Origin of the sequence: Olivibacter sp. XZL3 (assembly GCF_004368405.1) — a bacterium.
In the GTDB taxonomy this organism is placed as follows: Bacteria; Bacteroidota; Bacteroidia; order Sphingobacteriales; family Sphingobacteriaceae; genus Olivibacter.
The window spans coordinates 42,193-60,836 of sequence record NZ_SBJH01000104.1; the positions used below are offsets into that span (position 1 = coordinate 42,193).

9 protein-coding genes and 2 pseudogenes are annotated in these 18,644 nt (G+C 44.6%); 8 read left to right on the forward strand and 3 right to left on the reverse strand.

Translation table 11 applies throughout. From position 1 onward, the window contains the following. Positions 1-28: 28 nt before the first annotated feature. Both EPX21_RS19620 and EPX21_RS19625 read right to left on the reverse strand, forming a co-directional pair. Entirely contained in the window at positions 29-3,499 is a 3,471-nt protein-coding gene (locus EPX21_RS19620; protein WP_166670823.1) for a TonB-dependent receptor, read from the reverse strand. A gap of 331 nt (positions 3,500-3,830) precedes the next feature. Beyond that, a complete protein-coding gene (locus EPX21_RS19625) occupies positions 3,831-4,994 on the reverse strand; it encodes a FecR family protein (RefSeq protein WP_134091362.1) in 1,164 nt (387 codons plus the stop codon). Positions 4,995-5,382: 388 nt separating this feature from the next. Here EPX21_RS19625 and EPX21_RS19630 point away from each other — a divergent pair, with 388 nt between their 5' ends. The 8 genes and pseudogenes from EPX21_RS19630 (at position 5,383) to EPX21_RS23555 (ending at position 17,805) form a co-directional block, all read left to right on the forward strand. Continuing rightward, positions 5,383-6,231 (forward strand): RteC domain-containing protein, encoded by an 849-nt coding sequence (locus EPX21_RS19630; protein WP_134091363.1) that lies wholly within the window; start codon positions 5,383-5,385, stop codon positions 6,229-6,231. A gap of 258 nt (positions 6,232-6,489) precedes the next feature. Beyond that, positions 6,490-6,840 (forward strand): helix-turn-helix domain-containing protein, encoded by a 351-nt coding sequence (locus tag EPX21_RS19635; RefSeq protein ID WP_134091364.1) that lies wholly within the window; start codon positions 6,490-6,492, stop codon positions 6,838-6,840. A 15-nt stretch (positions 6,841-6,855) separates the two neighbouring features. Beyond that, positions 6,856-7,164, forward strand: coding sequence for a helix-turn-helix domain-containing protein (locus EPX21_RS19640; RefSeq protein ID WP_134091365.1), 309 nt, complete (start codon positions 6,856-6,858; stop codon positions 7,162-7,164). A gap of 85 nt (positions 7,165-7,249) precedes the next feature. After that, complete coding sequence (locus EPX21_RS19645; protein WP_134091366.1) at positions 7,250-8,749, forward strand: DUF4099 domain-containing protein; 1,500 nt, start codon at positions 7,250-7,252, stop codon at positions 8,747-8,749. A 20-nt stretch (positions 8,750-8,769) separates the two neighbouring features. Further along, positions 8,770-10,851, forward strand: coding sequence for a type IA DNA topoisomerase (locus tag EPX21_RS19650; protein ID WP_134091367.1), 2,082 nt, complete (start codon positions 8,770-8,772; stop codon positions 10,849-10,851). Continuing rightward, a complete protein-coding gene (locus EPX21_RS19655) occupies positions 10,848-11,729 on the forward strand; it encodes an ORF6N domain-containing protein (protein ID WP_134091368.1) in 882 nt (293 codons plus the stop codon). The genes EPX21_RS19650 and EPX21_RS19655 overlap by 4 nt, the downstream gene beginning before the upstream one ends. Positions 11,730-11,875: 146 nt before the next feature. After that, positions 11,876-12,310, forward strand: coding sequence for a DUF1896 domain-containing protein (locus EPX21_RS19660; RefSeq protein ID WP_134091369.1), 435 nt, complete (start codon positions 11,876-11,878; stop codon positions 12,308-12,310). Continuing rightward, positions 12,300-17,805 (forward strand): annotated as a pseudogene (locus tag EPX21_RS23555) (N-6 DNA methylase). Before EPX21_RS19660 ends, EPX21_RS23555 begins: the two are co-directional and overlap by 11 nt. Before the next feature lie 69 nt (positions 17,806-17,874). Here EPX21_RS23555 and EPX21_RS19670 read toward each other — a convergent pair. Further along, positions 17,875-18,564, reverse strand: a pseudogene (locus EPX21_RS19670) (RteC domain-containing protein); the annotation flags it as partial. Between the last annotated feature and the right edge of the window lie 80 nt (positions 18,565-18,644).

Here is an 18,644-nt window from a genome sequence, read left to right on the forward strand (position 1 = left end):
TCAATTCTTTGTTTATAGACTGTGTACATTAAAAACCTACGTTTAATCCGAACGTAATCGTACGCGCATTTGGCGCCTGATTTTTATCTATTCCTTGTCGTATTGCGACATTGGCGTTGGTGGAAACTTCCGGATCTAATCCAGAGTAACTGGTCAATAACGCAAGATTTTGGCCGCTTGCATATACGCGGAGACTATTAACATGGAGCTTTGCCAGTATGGAAGCGGGTAAATTATAGGCTAATAATACATTTTTTAACCGAAGATAATCAGTAGAACTAATGTTGGCATCAAGCGGCAAGGTATTTCCATTGGATACATTGTCACTATTTACAACACGGGGAATGTCCGTTATATCTCCGGGGTTTTGCCAGCGCCTCAATATATCCGTAGAGTTATTCCAGAAACGTAAATCGCGCATAGTACCTTGTGTGCCGTTCATCATATAGCCTCCCAATTGATAAGTCAACAGTACGTTCAACTCAAACCCTTTGTATCTAAAGGTATTATCCCAGCCACCAAAAACTTTCGGTGCGGTGGTTTTATAAGGGATCGCATCGGCAGCCGGCGTTATTGCCGGTGCCTGCGTTCCGTCTTCATACTCCCATTGATACTGTACGCCATTATCGCCGGTGATAGCTTGCTGATAGTAAACTTTATTACCGTTTCCATCCAGGAAGATCCGCCGACCAGTTGCCGGATCGACACCTGCGGTACGGACAGCATATAACATACCGGCAGCATAACCTGGCATAGTAATCGTCATACCATCTAAAGAACCTGTAATAATGCTAGGAACACCGTTTGCTAATGAAACCACCCGATTTTTATTGGTTGTAACATTGAAAGAGCTGTTCCAAGTAAAGGCTTTTCCGCTGATAGGTGATCCACTTAAGGAAACTTCAATGCCCTGATTATACATCTCACCGACATTCTGCATAATCACATTATTCGTAACCGCACCGTTATTGGTATTCGGAATACCGGCAGACGGTGGTAGCGGAACGCCAAAAATCAATCCGTCAATGCTATTTCTATAATAGGCGACTTCCCCCGTCAGTCGATCCTGAAACAGACCGAAGTTAATTCCCAGATCCGTTTTCTTACTGGTTTCCCAACGCAAATCGGGGTTTCCGGTCGCGGTGTATACCAAGCCCGACTGCCCACCGTACAAAATGGCGCTATAAGTATTCAGCGCTCCAAAATCATTCAAGCCGCCTACATTACCAACCTTACCGTAACTGGCGCGTAATTTAAAGTTACTAAAGGTGTCGTTTAGTCCCGCATCTGCCCAAAACGACTCCTGGCTCATATCCCATCCGCCTGAAAAGCCCCAGAATGTGCCTTTTTTATTGTTTATTCCTAATGCCGAATACTCGTCTTGCCGGTAATTTGCGGTTATAAAGTACCTCTTTTTATAATCGTACTGAACACGCGAAAACAAAGAAAACAGGTAATTATTGATGACCATATTATCCGTCCTGTACTCGAATACATTTTGCCACCCACCCTGAATATTGGTATAATAAGGGTCGGTTTGCCCTTGGCGTTCTAAACCGAACTGCTCGCCTTTCGTTTTCTGCTGTTCTTGCCCCAAAAGAAGATTAAACGAATGTTCTCCGAATGATTTATTAGCGGTAATGGTGTTGGTCCAGACCCACCGCTCGCGATTGAAATTCACACTACTTGCACTTCCATTGGTACTGATCGCTTCACCAGAAAGCGGACTGAAGTAGTTGTTAAACGTCATGTAGCGGTAATCAATGCCATAGACAGAACGTAACGAAAGCCAAGGCAAAGGCATTACCTGCACATAGGCATTCGATTGGATTTGATTGACCTTATTATTGGAATAGTTGTTTTCAAGCGAGATGAGCGGATTATAAAAGCCCAAGCGGGATTGGTTCAAATGCCCAGCATTATCTTGCAGACCTAAAAATCCATTAGCTGTTGAATTATACGAGCCATCGTTATTGAATGGAGACGCAATAGGTGCATTAATCAAAGCCAAACGCGACATAGCACCGGAGCTACTGGAACTTTGGAAGCTGCTTCCTCCCGCTCCCGTTGACATCGCTGATAAATTATTTTCGTTAATGTAGTTGATTTTTGCGCCCACATGAAGCCATGATGTCGTCTTATTGTCTACATTAAACAGAGCCGATTTTCGGTTAAATCCATTTTCTTTAAAAATACCATCCTGCGCCGTATAGCCTACTGAACCGTAATAATTGGTGCTTTCGTTTGCGCCAGAAACGCTTAGGTTGTGGCTTTGCGAAAAGCCAGTTTGATAAATATAATCATACCACCGGGTATCGATGGGCTGACCATTTGCATCGTACGACAAACTGTAATAGTTCGTTTCAGCGTTATAGGTTCCGTCATTTATGAGTGATTCATTTTTAATTTCTACGTATTGCTCAGCATTTAATAGGGAGGGTAATCGATTAGCCTTCGTCATCCCGAACCAGGTATCATAGGTCACCTTCGCTCTGCCGGATTTACCCTTCTTCGTGGTGATAAAAACAACCCCGTTGGCCGCCCGGCTTCCATAAATACTGGTTGCAGCTGCGTCCTTGGCGATGTCTATTGTTTCAATATCTGCCGGGTTGATTGACGACATTGGATTGTTGGCGGCATAGCTGGGGCCCGACTCATTGTCGTTAGTAAAAGTGGGTACACCGTCGATGACGATGAGAGGATATGAACTGAGTGACAGCGAATTCGTTCCCCGGATCTTAAAAACAGGTGCTTGGTTAACCACACCCCCACTGGCCGTTATCTGAACGCCGGTTGCTCTTCCTCCTAAAGATGCGTCAAAACTTTGGACCGGAAGGGCTGTCAGCGCTTCTCCCTTCACACTGCTTAAACTACCCGTAGTTTCTTTACGTGTTTGTGTTCCGTAACCCACTACTACTACTTCATCAAGCTCCGAGCCGTCTTCTTCTAAAGTGATCGTCAGGTTTTGGCTAGCGCCCACGGGCACTTCCTGTGTTTTGAAACCTAAATAGGAAACGACCAAAATACTTCCTTTCGGCACGCGTAAATTAAATTTACCTTCGTTATTGGCCGTGGTAGCCCTACCGCTTATATTTTTAGCACGAATAGAGGCTCCGGGAAGAGATTCCCCCTTACTGTCTTTCACCGTTCCGCTCAAATTGATATCTTCTTGAACAGCTAATACTGGTAAGTTTCCGGAACGGGCAGCTGTTGCTCTTATACTAACCGTGTTTCCGATTATTTTATAAGTTAGCTGCTTATTCTTAGTCACATAATTCAGCACCTCTCCGATGGAAGCATCCCTTACGTCTATGGTAACTGTTTCCAGCTTGTTAATTACGTCTTCGTTATATAAGAAGCGGTAATCCGTTTGCTTCCGAATTTCGAAGAATAATTGTTCAGGCTTTGCTTTCTCAATGGCGAGTGTTATTTTTTGCGCTAGGCCGTTCGCATTCGCCCCCACAACAAACACAATCACTAGAAAAAAAGTGAGTTTCATATACAAAAGAATTTTAAAAAAAATATCCCCCTGATTCAATTTTAACGGGAACAACAAGGCCTGTTCCGAGCGCCCGTTACGAACGGTTTTACACCGGAAAAGACCACGGAACAACAGACTACAAAAAGCGCGATAGCCATCGCTATAGCTGCACCTTTTGTCAAATGAGCTAGATTTCATACATTTGTAAGATTAAGGTTTTAACAAAAAAATTACTTAATGGGTAATGAAAAGCCTTTTCAGTAGGGGTGCTGCCAACACCCCTACTTTCGGCTGGTTTTTATTTAGGGTAAGTATAAAATGCTGACATATTCTTAATTTAATTGAAATATTACTTCTCTGGAAACAGCACACTCACTGTTCTATCATTTACTTCAAATCTTGTAGAGTCGTTACTCACAAAATTGAGCATTTCCAAGACTTCGGATAGTTTGGAGCCCCGACTGATATTTCCGCTGATTAACTTTTTAGGTATTTCACCACTGTAGGTGACATCGAAGTCGTACCATCGCTGCAGCTCTTGCATAATTTCAACGATGTTATCCTTATCGAAATAAAAGTCACCTTGTTTCCATGCGACGACCTTATTTAGGTCCGCCGTTCTTACCGAAATTTTGTCAGCTTCAACCTTAGCTTCCTGGCCGGGTCGCAAAAGCTCTTCTACATCCTTGTGTGAAACCTTTACCGCTCCACTTATAAGCGTGGCCGCCGTGTTCGCTGTATAAGCGTTTATATTAAACGTTGTACCCAGTACGCTGACCTTTGTGTTCCTTACGTCTACCACAAAGGGTTTAGATGGATCCTCCGCTACCTCGAAGTAGGCCTCTCCTTCCAAATACACTAATCTTTCTGTGCTTAAGAATTGAACCGGGAACTTTAAGGTCGACATAGCATTTAGCCATACCTTGGTGCCATCCGGTAATGTGAGCTGATAAGTACCTGTCTTTGGTACATTCAATGTATTGAAGATCAATTCTGTCCCAGCTGCGGGGCTATTCAAGTAATTAAGATTTCCGCCCTCATCATGAATCCGTGTACCGTTACGCTCTTTTGTGTGCACGGGCTTCGTCAAATCTAACTTCGTTCCGTCTGATAAAATAAGTTCTGCTTTTTTACTTCCTGGTAGTATATCTTCGCCGTGGAACACGATCGAGGGACTAGACGGGGGACTCTTTGGCAAAACAAACCACAGCTTTAATCCGAATATGAGCGCAATGAGCGCTGCAAAAGAAGTCGTCCATTTTATTAACGATATACGGCGTTCTTTCCTGCCTTTCCGGGCGCTGACCCTCTTCCAGGCAGCATCGACATTTAGATGCTCAACAAATGCTATTTCCTTGTCGCTATAACCGTCTTGTTCAAAAGAGGCCAGTAAACGTTTATTCTGTTCGTTAGCCTTTAACCAAGCTTCCAGCTCGCTCATTTCCTCTTCGGAGATGGTATGTCGAAGGTATTTAACTATTAGAGGTGCTATTTGTTGCCTGTTTAGTCCCATATTACAAACTAAAGGAACTCTTCCAAGCAATAAGGGTGACAAGTACGCGCTTTTTTTTAAAAAAAAAAGTTAGAAACGCTAAAAATAGCTTACAATGAGTAGTTTACGAGGTGGGGAATCGTTGTAGGTAACGATTTAGTAATGGTGCTTACTGCATTCATCTTCACTCGATTTCCTTGTAAATCAATAGCAAATATAAAAAAATCTATCCAGCTTATCCACTTTTTTGTATCTTAATCGCACATTCTTTTAAAGGGTTTCCACTTGCCGTTCTTACATCTCCGGTAAAAAAATCTTACCTGACTTCGGTTCGTATCATGGAACAAGTTCATAGTAAAGGCTAATATTTGTATTTAGATAAATAGTGCCTGATTTAAAAACCGTGGCTATGAAACATCCATTTCAGACCATTGTTGCCGAAATCCAAAAGCAGGAAAGAAAATTATCTGCTGGAGCATCCAGCTTTATTGACGAGGCTTTTAAAATGACGGGCTATCTTCAGGAGTTACTGCGCAGCGTCAAAGAAGATGTGCTGAAAGAAGGTTTTTCAAGCAAGGACGAAGAAATCCACTTTTTCAAATCCATTAAACCTAATATCCTCGGCAAACTCATTTATTACAACAAAGTATATCGGATTGAAACGGCTTGCCCTGCGGAAAACGGACATTTACACCAAAGCTATTTTGCTATGCAGCTCCGGGAGCTAAAGCAGGAATACCAAGAACATATTTGTAATTCTGAATTTTACAGGTACTACCGTTCCGGCAGAACCGACCGGGATGAAAATTATTATATGCTCGGTAACATCAACTACTATGACGGGCTAAATAGCTTCGTGTTTGAAATTGACCCTAACTTCTCTACCTACTTCGATTACAAGGTGGCAAAAATCATTGCCAACGAACTCATCTATAATTACCTCACCACAAAATTAAGCCCTGAACAAAGCCCCGATATTCTGTTGCAGGACAGCGACACCAAAGATATTTTTTGGACACAGACAAAGAATGCCCTTATTGAATTGATTTATGCGCTCCATGCCGCCGATGCCATTTCACACGGTAAATTGGGCATTCGCAAAATCAGCATGGTCTTTCAAATCCTGTTCCGAATTTCCCTCAATGACATACACAACAGCTTTCACCGGATGAAAACCCGTGCAGGCTCCCGCACTTTGTTTTTAGACCAACTCAAATACAGTTTGGAGGAATATATGGATAAAGAGGACAATCAATAACCCCAACCTTTATCGAATTATTGAGAACAGCATCATATGGTGCTGTTCTTTTTTTGCCCGTTTGCCTATATGTGTATATAGACACATTCACCGCTTTTGCAACTCACTGGCAATGTAAAAAACGGCAAACAACTACAAAACAGCACTTTAAACAAATTGCAAAAAAGTTGAAAAAAGTGCCTTTTTGATAGACAGGTATCGGACGACAGCCCCAGCCAAACGCTCCAATTTTGTACAGGAATATTAAGATACTGTGCAATGAAAATCATAACCATCGAAGAAGAAGCATGGAAGCTGCTCAACGAGCGCATCAAATCCATCAGCGAGTACATTTTGAAACTGGAAGACACCAGCTACGATAGCCTATGGCTCAATAACCACGAGGTCTGCCAGTACCTACACATCAGCGAAAAAACGCTTTGGCGTATGCGTACCAAAGGTGAAATAACCTATTCCAAAATGTATGGACAATACTACTACACCATAGGAGCCATAAAGGATATGCTCAATGCCCACGCCGTACAGACCAGCGAGGAATATATGCAGGAACTCATGGCAAAAGGCAAAAGCTACATCGAAAAAGGAAGAATAATAAAATCAGGGAAATAATTAAAACGTATTGCTATGAACATAGATAGAATGGAATTTTTTGCGTGGATGGAACGTATCATGGAGCGTTTCGATATTCTGAAACAGCACATCATAGATATACAGAAGCAACGCAATACCATAGACGGCGAAGAACTACTGGACAACCAAGACCTTCTGCAAATGCTGAAAATCAGCCACCGCTCCTTACAGCGTTACCGCTCGTCCGGCAAGCTGCCTTATTACACCATCAGCGGCAAGCTGTACTACAAATTATCCGATGTACACCAGTTTTTAAGGGATAGTTTCAATGTACCCCTGCAACGTACAAAGGACAACCAATGACAAATACTGCCACTCAAAGACAGGTACGGCATAGCCGTACCCGCTTCCATTATTTTCGGACGGTAACATTTAAAATATCAATATTATGAGCGAACAGACAATTGAAAATCCAAAACAAGAGACACCGCAAAATACACAGCAAGCCCCCGAACAGCTTTCGGATGTTTTGCTGGTCATGGACAAAGAGAAAAAGAAAATCCAGGCGGTTACGGGTATTGATGAAAACGGCAACCTGAAAACCGTTGATGCCGACAGAAAGAACCAAAGCGAGTTCATGCGGGTGGATAAGAGCGGGGATTTATTTTCCAATTTCTTCTCCAACTTTTGGCGGCAGCTAAAAGACCCCACTCGCTTTTCATTCTTTAAAGTATCTGCACAGGAAGCAGTTGAAACAGCCCAAAAAATTCAGCAACAGGTTAATGCCCCCACCAAAGAGGGCGAGGCGGTTATGGCTAAACATGAGGTCAAAGAGCCAAAGGAACAGCAGCAGGAAAATAAACAGGAAAGCAAAAAAGATATGGAAACTACACAAGCAACACAGACACCACAGGCAACGCCGGAAAAAAGCGATTACCGCTACAAGGCAGAGGACATTGATTGGAAAACTTTAGAGCAAATCGGGATAAGCAAAGACAGGCTTGAAAAAGACGGTGCGCTTGACACGCTGTTAAAAGGCTACAAAACCAACAAAGTATATCCCGTGGGTATCAATTTCGGTTCAGCCATTATCCGTTCGGAAGCAAGATTGGGGCTTCAAAACGGAGAAGACGGGAAGCCCGTATTTGTCATGTATGGTGTCCGCCACGAACCGAACCTTAACGCTCCTTTCTTTGGTCACGAATTTACCAAAGAGGACAAGGATAACCTGCTCAACACCGGAAACATGGGGCGTGTGGTGGATTTGACCTATCCCAAGACAGGTGAAAAAGTTCCGTCCATTCTTAGTATTGACAAGCTGACAAACGAGGTTATTGCCTTACGGCAAGACTGGATAAAAGTGCCGGATGAAATTGGCGGTGTGAAGCTAAATGAAGAACAAAAGAAAGACTTATACGAGGGCAAAGCCATCTATTTAGAAGGTATGGTTTCCAAGAAAGGAAAAACTTTCGATAGCGATGTTCAGTACAATGCGGATAAGCGTTACCCTGAATACCTTTTTGACAGGGGTGCAAACTACAAACAATCCCAAAACCAACAGCATGCGCAATCGAAGGATAATCCAAAACTATTCAGGGGCAAGGAATTTAGCGGTGAGCAGTACAAAAAGCTCACGGAGGGCAAGACGATTTATGTCTCGGATTTCAAGGATAGAAAAGGAAAACCATATAAGGGTTACGTTAATCTAAACTCCGCAACAGGCGACTATGAGTTTAGTTTCAGGAACCCGGACAAATTGAAAGACAAGATTGTTCCGGCAGAAGCCCATAAAACACAGGCCGCCGTCAATTCGGAGGGAAAGACCAACGAGGCTACCAAGCATATCAATGAGCCGTTAAAATCCCAGCAAACTGCGCCTGCCAACAAACAGCAGCAGGAAAAGCAGGAGCCGCCCAAAACGGCGAAGTCCAAAGGCATCAAAAGATAATCACTAAATAAGGAAAAGATATGAAAGCAGTTATTGCGGAAAAACCAAGCGTAGCCCGTGAAATAGCCGCCCTGCTGGGAGCCACCGACAAAAAGGATGGCTACCTGACAGGCAACGGCTATCAGGTTACATGGGCATTCGGGCATTTGGTCGGGCTGGCTATGCCGGAAGACTACGGATTGCCGGGTTTCCAAAGGGAAGCCCTGCCCATTTTACCAAACCCTTTTTTACTGACGGTACGAAAAGTGAAAAAGGATAAAGCATACGTTCCCGATAGCGGAGCGGTAAAGCAGTTGAAAATCATAGAGCAGGTCATTAACCGCTCGGACAGCATCATCGTGGCTACCGATGCCGGGCGTGAGGGCGAACTCATCTTTAGGTACATTTATGAATACCTAAAATGTAGTAAGCCTTTTCAACGCCTGTGGATAAGCTCACTGACCGAAAAAGCCATAAAGCAAGGGTTTGATAACCTGAAAGCCGGAAGCGATTTTGACGGTCTTTATCAAGCCGGGCAAGGACGGAGCCAAGCCGACTGGCTTGTCGGCATCAATGCTTCGCAGGCATTGAGCATTGCAGGGCGTGGCGTGTACTCGCTCGGACGTGTACAAACGCCCACGCTTGCCCTTATCTGTAAACGGTATCTGGAAAACAAAAACTTCAACGTCAAAAAGTATTGGCAGATACAATTAGGACACCGCAAAGAATTTGTGGACTTTAAGAGCCTTTCCAAAACCAAATGGGAAGAAAAGAAGCTGGCAGACAATATGCTTAAAGCCGTTGGCCGTGCCGGAACTGCTACGGTTACGGGAGTAGAAAACAAAACCGTTTCGGAGCAACCGCCTTTGCTGTTCGACCTGACAGGTTTGCAAAAGGAAGCCAACAAGCGGTTGTTTTTAACAGCCGAAGAAACATTGAACATTGCCCAAAGCCTGTACGAAAAGAAACTTATCACCTATCCACGCACAGGGAGCAAATATATCCCCGAAGATATTTGGGCGGAAATACCTGCATTGGTGAGGTCGCTGGAAGCAAGGGCTCCGTATAAGGAAGCCGTTAAAAAACTGAAATGGGGTCGTTTCAATAAACGTATCGTGAACGATGTAAAGGTAACAGACCATCACGGTTTGCTTATCACCGAAACAGTGCCGTCCACCTTGCCATTGAATGAGCAAGCCATATACGATATGATTGCTCTGCGTTTGCTGGAAGCATTATCGCAAGCCTGCTCCAAAGAAATAACAGATATTACGTTACAGGCTTTGCACTACGATTTTACGCTGAAAGGCTGTAAAATTTTAGAACCGGGCTGGCGGGGCATCAAAGGAAATTTTAAGGAGGAAGACGGTGAGCCTGTACAGGAATTGCCCGATTTAAAGGTCAGCGATGAACTGAAAATAAAAGAGGCATCCGTATTGGAAAAGAAAACCAAACCGCCAGTGCTGTATAACGAAGCGGGTCTATTGTCCGCAATGGAAAATGCCGGAAAGGAAATAGCGAACGAGGACGAACGGAAAGCCCTGCAAGGCATCGGCATTGGTACGCCCGCTACAAGAGCCGCCATTATCGAAACGCTTTTTAAGCGGGATTATATCAAGCGTGAAAAGAAATCCCTTATTCCTACTGAAAAGGGATTACAGGTTTACGAGGTGGTAAAGGACAAAAGGATTGCTGATGTAGCCATGACCGCCGAATGGGAAATGGCTTTGCAGAAAATTGAAAACAACGAGGCAGATGCTACGGATTTTCACCAATCCATGAAAGCCTATGCTTCCTCCGTTACTCAGGAATTATTAAGCATGAACATTGCAGGTCAAAACCAGCCTGAATTGACCTGCCCCAAATGCAAAAGCCATCAACTGTTCATCAGGGATAAGGTGGTCAAATGCCCCGATGAAGCGTGTAACTGGCTCCTGTTCCGCAACATCTGCGGAGTACAGTTGAGCCTTAGCGAAGTGGAAAATCTTGTAAACAAAGGAAAGACAAGCCTTATAAAGGGCATGAAAAGCAAGGCGGGCAAAAAGTTCGATGCCCATATCGTGCTGAAAGATAACAGCGAAACCTCGTTTGAATTTGACAACAGCACATACAAAAAGAAATGAACAGCAACGCAATCATAAGCCGTAAAGAGATAGAAAACCTTATCTACACGGTACGGGGCAAGCAGGTCATGCTCGACAAAGACCTGGCTATGCTTTATCAGGTCGAAACCAAAAACCTGAACAAAGCCGTAAAACGGAATATTGAACGTTTTCCCGAAACATTCTGTTTCCGACTGACGGAACAGGAAAGCGAAACTTTGACGTTCCAAATTGGAACCTCAAACGCCGGGCGGGGCGGACGGCGTTATTTAGCCTACGTGTTCACCGAACAGGGCGTAGCCATGCTATCCGCTGTATTGCGCAGCGATATTGCGGTTAAAGTCAGCATCGAGATTATGAATGCCTTTGTGGAAATGCGGAAAATGCTTATGGGGAACTCCGTGCTATTTTCAAGAATGGATAAAATCGAACTCAAACAGATTGAAGCGGATGGCAAATTTGAAGAAATCTTTAAGGCCTTGGAAAGCGGCAAGCTGCACAGCGAAAGGGGCATTTTCTATGACGGGCAGATATTCGATGCCTATACCTTTGTCGCCGACATTATACGGAGCGCACAAAGGTCAATCATCCTTATTGACAACTATGTGGACGATACGGTGCTTACGCTACTCGGAAAGCGTGAGCAATCCGTATCAGCCACCATTTATACCAAAAGCATCAGCAACCAGCTACAACTCGATTTGCAACGCTACAACAGCCAATACCCGGCTATAACCGTTCAAACCTTTACTCATGCTCATGACCGTTTCCTCATTATTGACGGTTCAGAATTGTACCATATTGGAGCATCATTAAAGGATTTGGGCAAAAAGTGGTTTGCTTTTTCCAAAATGAGCGCAGAGGCAAGCAAAATGCTTAGTTTCCTGAATACCATGTAAAGGTATTCTTCAATAACCTAAACCTATACAGCAAACCGTTACCCGGTCAAATCCTGCCACCAAAAGCCAACCCCTACCGCTTTTGGTACGGCAGTCTGTTACCATAATACTTTAGCTGCTCATTGAAAATTTTAAACAAAATCAATATGAGTACACAGCAAAAAGACCTCTCTTATTTTACGCTAAGGTTACAGGAGTTACTGAACACCAGCTTCCCCGAAAAAGCAAGCGACAAACAATTTATCGAGCAACGCTCCAAGTGGGCGGCAAACGCCTACGAGGGTGCATTCCGTTCGGGAAACCCCATTGAGCAGTGTGACCATATCGCAGATTATATACTCTTTGAGGGGCTTTACTATTCCAAGTTCGACACCGTATTTCAAGTGGTCTGCAACGAGTTTAACAGCATCATGTTAGACGAGGAATTGCGCCCATTCGCATTAAAGATGCTCCCTATATGCGAACCCGTATTTGCCAAATACGTGCTGACGGATGACTTTGCCTATACCACCGACCACGACCTGCTCTATACGGAGATTACCGGAACCATAGCCATTCATATCGAGGACTATGGCATTTAATCAACGTGAACACCTGAAGCAGAATATTGAGGCGTTGCGGGTTATGTTCAGGTTGGAAAAGGAAAAACGCCAAGCTACCGAAACCGAACGGCAGCAGCTTTTGCTGTACAGTGGTTTTGGCGGGCTGAAATTCATCTTAAACCCCGCAGCGCATCCGGTAGATATAAAGCAATGGAAAGACTACGAACGAACCTATTTTGAGGAAACGCAGGAACTCCACCGGGTACTGAAAGAAAATGCCGGAGACGAAAGGCAATACAAACGCTACGTGGACAGCCTGCGCAGTTCGGTACTCACGGCGTTTTATACCCCGCCCGAAATTATCAATACAATATCCGATGTATTCAAAGAAAATGGGATTGCGATACAAAAGTTTTTGGAGCCATCGGCGGGTGTTGGTGGGTTTATCCAGTCTTTTACAGATAAGAGCGTACCACAGGTTACGGCTTATGAAAAAGACCTGCTGACGGGTAAAATCCTTAAACAGATATACCCTGACAGGAATATCCGCATCAGCGGTTTTGAAGAAATATCCGAAAGGGAGCTGAACAGCTATGATGTAGTTGCCAGCAATATCCCATTTGGCACAAGTTCGGTCTTTGACCTTTCCTATTCACGGGGCAATGACCCTGCAAGGGCGCAGGCAGCAAGGGGCATCCACAACTACTTTTTCCTAAAGGGAACCGATACGTTACGGGATGGTGGTATGCTCGCTTTCATCACCTCACAGGGCGTACTGGATAGTCCAAGTAACAAGCCTATCCGTGAGGCATTGATGAAAGAACATAACCTTGTTTCGGTGGTACGGTTACCGAACAATCTCTTTATGGATTACGCCGGAACCGAAGTCGGAACCGACCTTATCGTACTCCAAAAGAACATGGGCAAACAAGGTCTTTCGGAATTGGAGAAAGATTTTTGCAACACCCAATTGACCAAGCATAACGACCATTTGAATGATTTTGTGTATTACACCTCTCCGGTTGTCTTCAATCAAATCATACAATCTACTGACCTGTACGGCAAACCCTATACCGTATATGTGCATGATGGCGGTATAGCCGAAATTGCAAAGGAAGCGAAGAAAATATTGTCTGCCGATTTTAAAGACAATTTAAACCTGAACCTTTACAAAGGGCTTTCGCCCGATGAGCCTGCGCTACAATCGGATATTACCCCCACACCTGACCCTACACCCACACAGCCGGCTAAGGAGATAGTCAGGGAGGAAATACCGCAACCCGCATCGCTCAATATCTCAACTCCTGTAACGACTCAACCGACAACGAGCCAACCACAGCCAAGCATGACGGTGGTTGCAGATACACCGTCAATGCAGGAAGAAGTACAGTTGAGTTTGTTCGACCTTTTTGGCGCACCACAGGCAACAGTAATTGACCTGCCGAAAAAGGTCAGGATAAGAACGACCGTTACCAAGAAAAAAGCGGTCAACCGCCCGCAACAACCGGGGTTATTTGATTACATCCCCTTGCGTACACCAAAAGAGGAAACGCCCAAGCCTCCTGCTACACCTCGGACAAACGAACGCCCGACCGAAATCGGCGATTTGTTTTCGGCTATCGGCATTAATAGTAAAGGGGAAATTGAGGATATACCCAAAAAAGAACCTGCTCCCGTTATTGATACCATACTCCCCGAACCTGCGCCGTACTCCGGCGAACTCCAATCATTCCACAGGGATGATTGCCTTGTGGTGGATAAGGGTTTTGTCGGGCATTTGCGGGATGTAGATTTAGAAAACAATTCAGCGGTATTTCACCCGCTATCATTGCCACCCAATCAGAAAGGTAGAACCGAAGCCTATATAGGTCTAAGGGATGTTTATCAGCGACTCTATAGTCAGGAAGCGCAATTTCATACCGAACATAAAGAAGAACGGAAAACGCTGAACAGCCTCTATGATGACTTTGTAAAGAGATACGGCAACCTGAACAGTGCCGATAATATCAAGCTCATCAAGACCGACAGCGCAGGCAAGGAAATACCCTACTTGGAACGTGTGGTGGGCGGTGTAGTGCATAAGGCTGATATATTCCGCCAGCCTGTAAGTTTTTCAACCGCAACACTGGCAACAGACAACCCGGACGAAGCATTGGCGGCATCGCTCAATAAGTACGGAACGGTGGATTTGGGCTACATGTCGGAGATAAGCGGAATGTCCGGCGAGGATTGTAAAAGATGCGCTGCATGGCCGCATCTTTTACAATCCTGTACAAAAGCAATACGAGATTGCCGAAAAATGGGTTTCGGGCAATGTGGTTGAGAAAGCCGCAGAGGTACAGGCATACCTTGCCGGACAACCGGAAGACAAAGAAGCTGCGGAAAGCCTTAAAGCCCTCGAAGAAGCCAAGCCCCGCAGGATAGGGTTTGAAGAACTCGATTTTAACCTCGGCGAACGCTGGATACCTACGGGTATCTACAACCGTTTTGCATCACACCTGTTCGATACGGACGTCCGCATTCATTATTCCGAAAGTTCCGATGATTTTTCTATCCATTGCGACCGTAAGAATATCCATATCTCCGAAAAATATGCTATCAAATCCGAAAGCCGGACGTTTGACGGCATTAACCTGTTGAAACACGCCCTTGTCAATACCACGCCTGACATCACCAAAAAGGTAATGGTAGATGACAGGGAGGTCAAGGTGCGGGATATGGAAGCCATACAGATGGCGAACACCAAAATTGACGAGATACGCAGAGAGTTTTCGGACTGGCTCTTTGCGCAGAACGATGAATTTAAGCAACGGCTGACCGATAAGTACAACGACACCTTTAACTGTTTTGTTCGTCCGCAATATGACGGCAGCCATCAGGAGTTTCCGGGGCTTGACCGCAAGGCGTTGGGTATCGAAGACCTGTACCCAAGCCAAAAGGATGCCGTTTGGATGATTAAGATGAACGGCGGTGCTATCTGCGACCACGAAGTGGGTGCAGGTAAAACGCTCATCATGTGTACGGCGGCACAGGAAATGAAGCGTTTGGGGCTGGCGCACAAACCGATAATCATCGGCTTAAAAGCCAATGTGCATGAGATAGCGGAAACCTACCGCAAAGCCTATCCCCACGCCAAAATACTATATCCCGGCAAGGAAGATTTTACACCAAAGAAACGCCTGCGCATTTTCGGGGATATAAAAAACAACGATTGGGATTGCATCATCTTAACGCATGACCAATTCGGAATGATACCGCAATCGCCCGAAATGCAAAAGCAGATATTGGAGGCAGAACTGGAAAGCGTGGAAGATAACCTTGTCGCTTTGGAAGCGCAGGGCAAGGAAGTTTCAAGAGGGATGCTCAAGGGGGTCATTGTCCGTAAACAGAATTTAGAGGTTAGGTTAAAAACGCTGGAGCATGACATCGAAAACCGTAAGGATGATGTTGTGGACTTTAAAATGATGGGCATTGACCACATTTTAATGGACGAAAGCCACCGTTTTAAAAATCTCATGTTCAATACGAGGCACGAGCGTGTAGCGGGATTGGGCAATATGGCAGGCAGCCAAAAAGCATTGAACCTACTATTCGCCATCCGCACCATACAGGAGCGTACCGGCAAAGACCTGGGCGCAACGTTCCTTTCCGGTACGACCATTAGCAATTCGCTTACGGAACTGTATCTGCTCTTTAAATACCTGCGCCCAAAGGCAATGGAAAAACAGGGCATCAACTGTTTTGATGCGTGGGCTGCCATTTACGCCCGTAAGACCACCGACTATGAATTTTCGGTGGCGAACAACATCGTATCAAAAGAACGCTTCCGCTTCTTCATCAAAGTGCCGGAACTGGCGCAGTTCTATTCGGAAATTACGGACTACCGGACAGCAAAGGATATTGGCATAGACCGCCCCGAAAAGAACGAGATACTCTACCATATCCCGCCCACACCGGAGCAGGAGGTTTTCATCCAAAAGCTAATGGAGTTTGCCAAAACGGGCAAAGCCGAACTTTTGGGCAGACCTCCGCTAAGCGAAAGTGAGGAAAAGGCAAAGATGCTGATTGCGACAGACTACGCCCGTAAGATGTCGCTGGATATGCGGATGATTAGCCGGAAGTACGAAGACCATCCCGATAACAAAGCCTCGCATTGTGCGGCAAACCTTGCTAAATACTATAACAAATACAATTCACAGAAAGGGACGCAGTTCGTTTTTTCCGACCTCGGCACTTACAAGCCCGGCGAATGGAATGTCTATTCTGAAATCAAGCGCAAGCTGGTGGAAGACCACGGCATCCCTGCACATGAGATACGGTTTATTCAGGAAGCTAAAAACGAAAAGCAACGTAAGGAACTCATCAGGGATGTAAACGAGGGTAAAATACGGGTGCTGTTTGGCTCTACCGAAATGCTCGGTACAGGTGTGAACGCACAGAAACGGGCGGTTGCCGTTCACCATTTGGATATACCGTGGCGACCCTCAGACCTTGCCCAAAGGGATGGCAGGGCTATCCGTAAAGGCAATGAAATTGCTAAATTCTTTGCAGATAATATGGTAGATATTTTTATTTATGCGGTGGAGAAATCGCTGGACAGCTACAAATTCAATACGCTGTATAATAAGCAGGTGTTTATCGAACAACTCAAAAGCAACAGCCTCGGCAAACGTACCATTGATGAGGGTGGTATGGACGAAAAAACGGGTATGAATTACTCCGAATACGTGGCAATACTTTCGGGCAATACAGACCTTTTGGAAAAGGCGAAACTGGAAAAACAAATTGCCGGACTGGAAAGCGAACGGCAGGCGCACAACCGCTCCAAACTCACTTCCAAATACAGGCTGGAAGATGCTGTGGCTACATTGGAAAGTACACAATCACGTTTTGACCGTATGAGCCTTGACCTCGAAAACCTGCAAAAGCGTATTCAGAAAAACAAGGACGGGGAAATGCTTAATCCTGTACAGCTTATCGGGCTTTCACCGAATGCCGATGTAAAACAGATTGGCGCAAAGCTCAACCAGCTTTCCGAAAAAGCCCGTACCGAAGGGCAATATGAGGAAATCGGTACGTTGTATGGTTTTACGCTCTTAGTGAAAACGGAAGTCTCTAAAAAAGACGGCGTGAATATTAAGGACAACCGCTTCTTTGTACAGGGGGAGGGCAATATCAAGTACACGTTCAATAATGGCAGAATGGCGACCGATGCAAAAACGGCATCGCTCAACTTCCTGAATGCCCTTGAAAAGATACCCCGTATTTTGGAGCAGGAGCAAAAGAAAATCACGGAATTGCAAAAAGACCTGCCTGTTCTTCAGGAAGTGGTGAACGGCACATGGAAGAAAGAGCAGGCATTAAGCGACCTTAAAACGGAACTGGCGGCTGTTGAAAGAAAAATACAGCTATCTATCAAACCGGATACAGAAACTTCGGCTGGACAATCCGAGAAAGTTGAAAAGCAAAGTCAACATAATTCGGAGGCGATTGTACGGGTTAAAGGCGTTCATTTACCTCGTGGTGTGCTGTAAATTGCAAACTGCTTAATAAAAAGAAAACGGGGGGCTGCAAGTCCCCGTTTTTACTTTAGTTGTCATTAACTACTTTTCGTCCTGCTCGTCCATTCTCCGTATCAGTTCCTCACGAAGTGCATCAAGAAATTTCGTGCGGTTCATCTTCCGGCTTCGCAATTCCAAATAAGTCTGGTAGAAATTACCTAAGTTAATATTAAAAGTGCTTTCGAAATATTTGGCTATCAATCGTATATCGGTGTTCCCGTTGTCGAATACCCCCTGATAATACAACGCATAAACCAACTCTATCAATGCTACCTTACTACCCGTCCACTTGAGATTTGGCGGGGTCATCAATTTGTTCCCCTGTGATTTGTTATATAGCTGGCCTTCAAGATACACCTGTATCATATCGTTGGCAATAATCTTGGCAACCTTATAATCGTGTGAGGTGGAAAAGCTGTGGTCGGCTTCAAAATAAAAAGTGTCCAAGCTTAATTTGATGTCGTGTTTGCCCCGAACAAAATATTTATGGTCTAAATAGGTACTGTTTGTCCTGTAATATTTATAAAATTCCAGGTTATTGTCAAAGAATCGCTTTAGCTTCTCCAACTCTTTATGCAGGTATTTCCTGAGAGTTTTCTCGCATCCAAATGGCTTTTTTGTCTCAATTTTGAATATGGCATTATAGTAGATAAGTTTAGAAAGTATTTGAGGCTTTAGGCATTTAAAAAAATATATTTCTTCTTCATCATTTTTAAATCTTCTTTCTAAAATCAGAGCTGTCCAAAATAAATTTTCGAGACAAAAAACAGGGGTTTCAACGGTCTAAAAAGCAATCCTAAAGCTTTTTATCG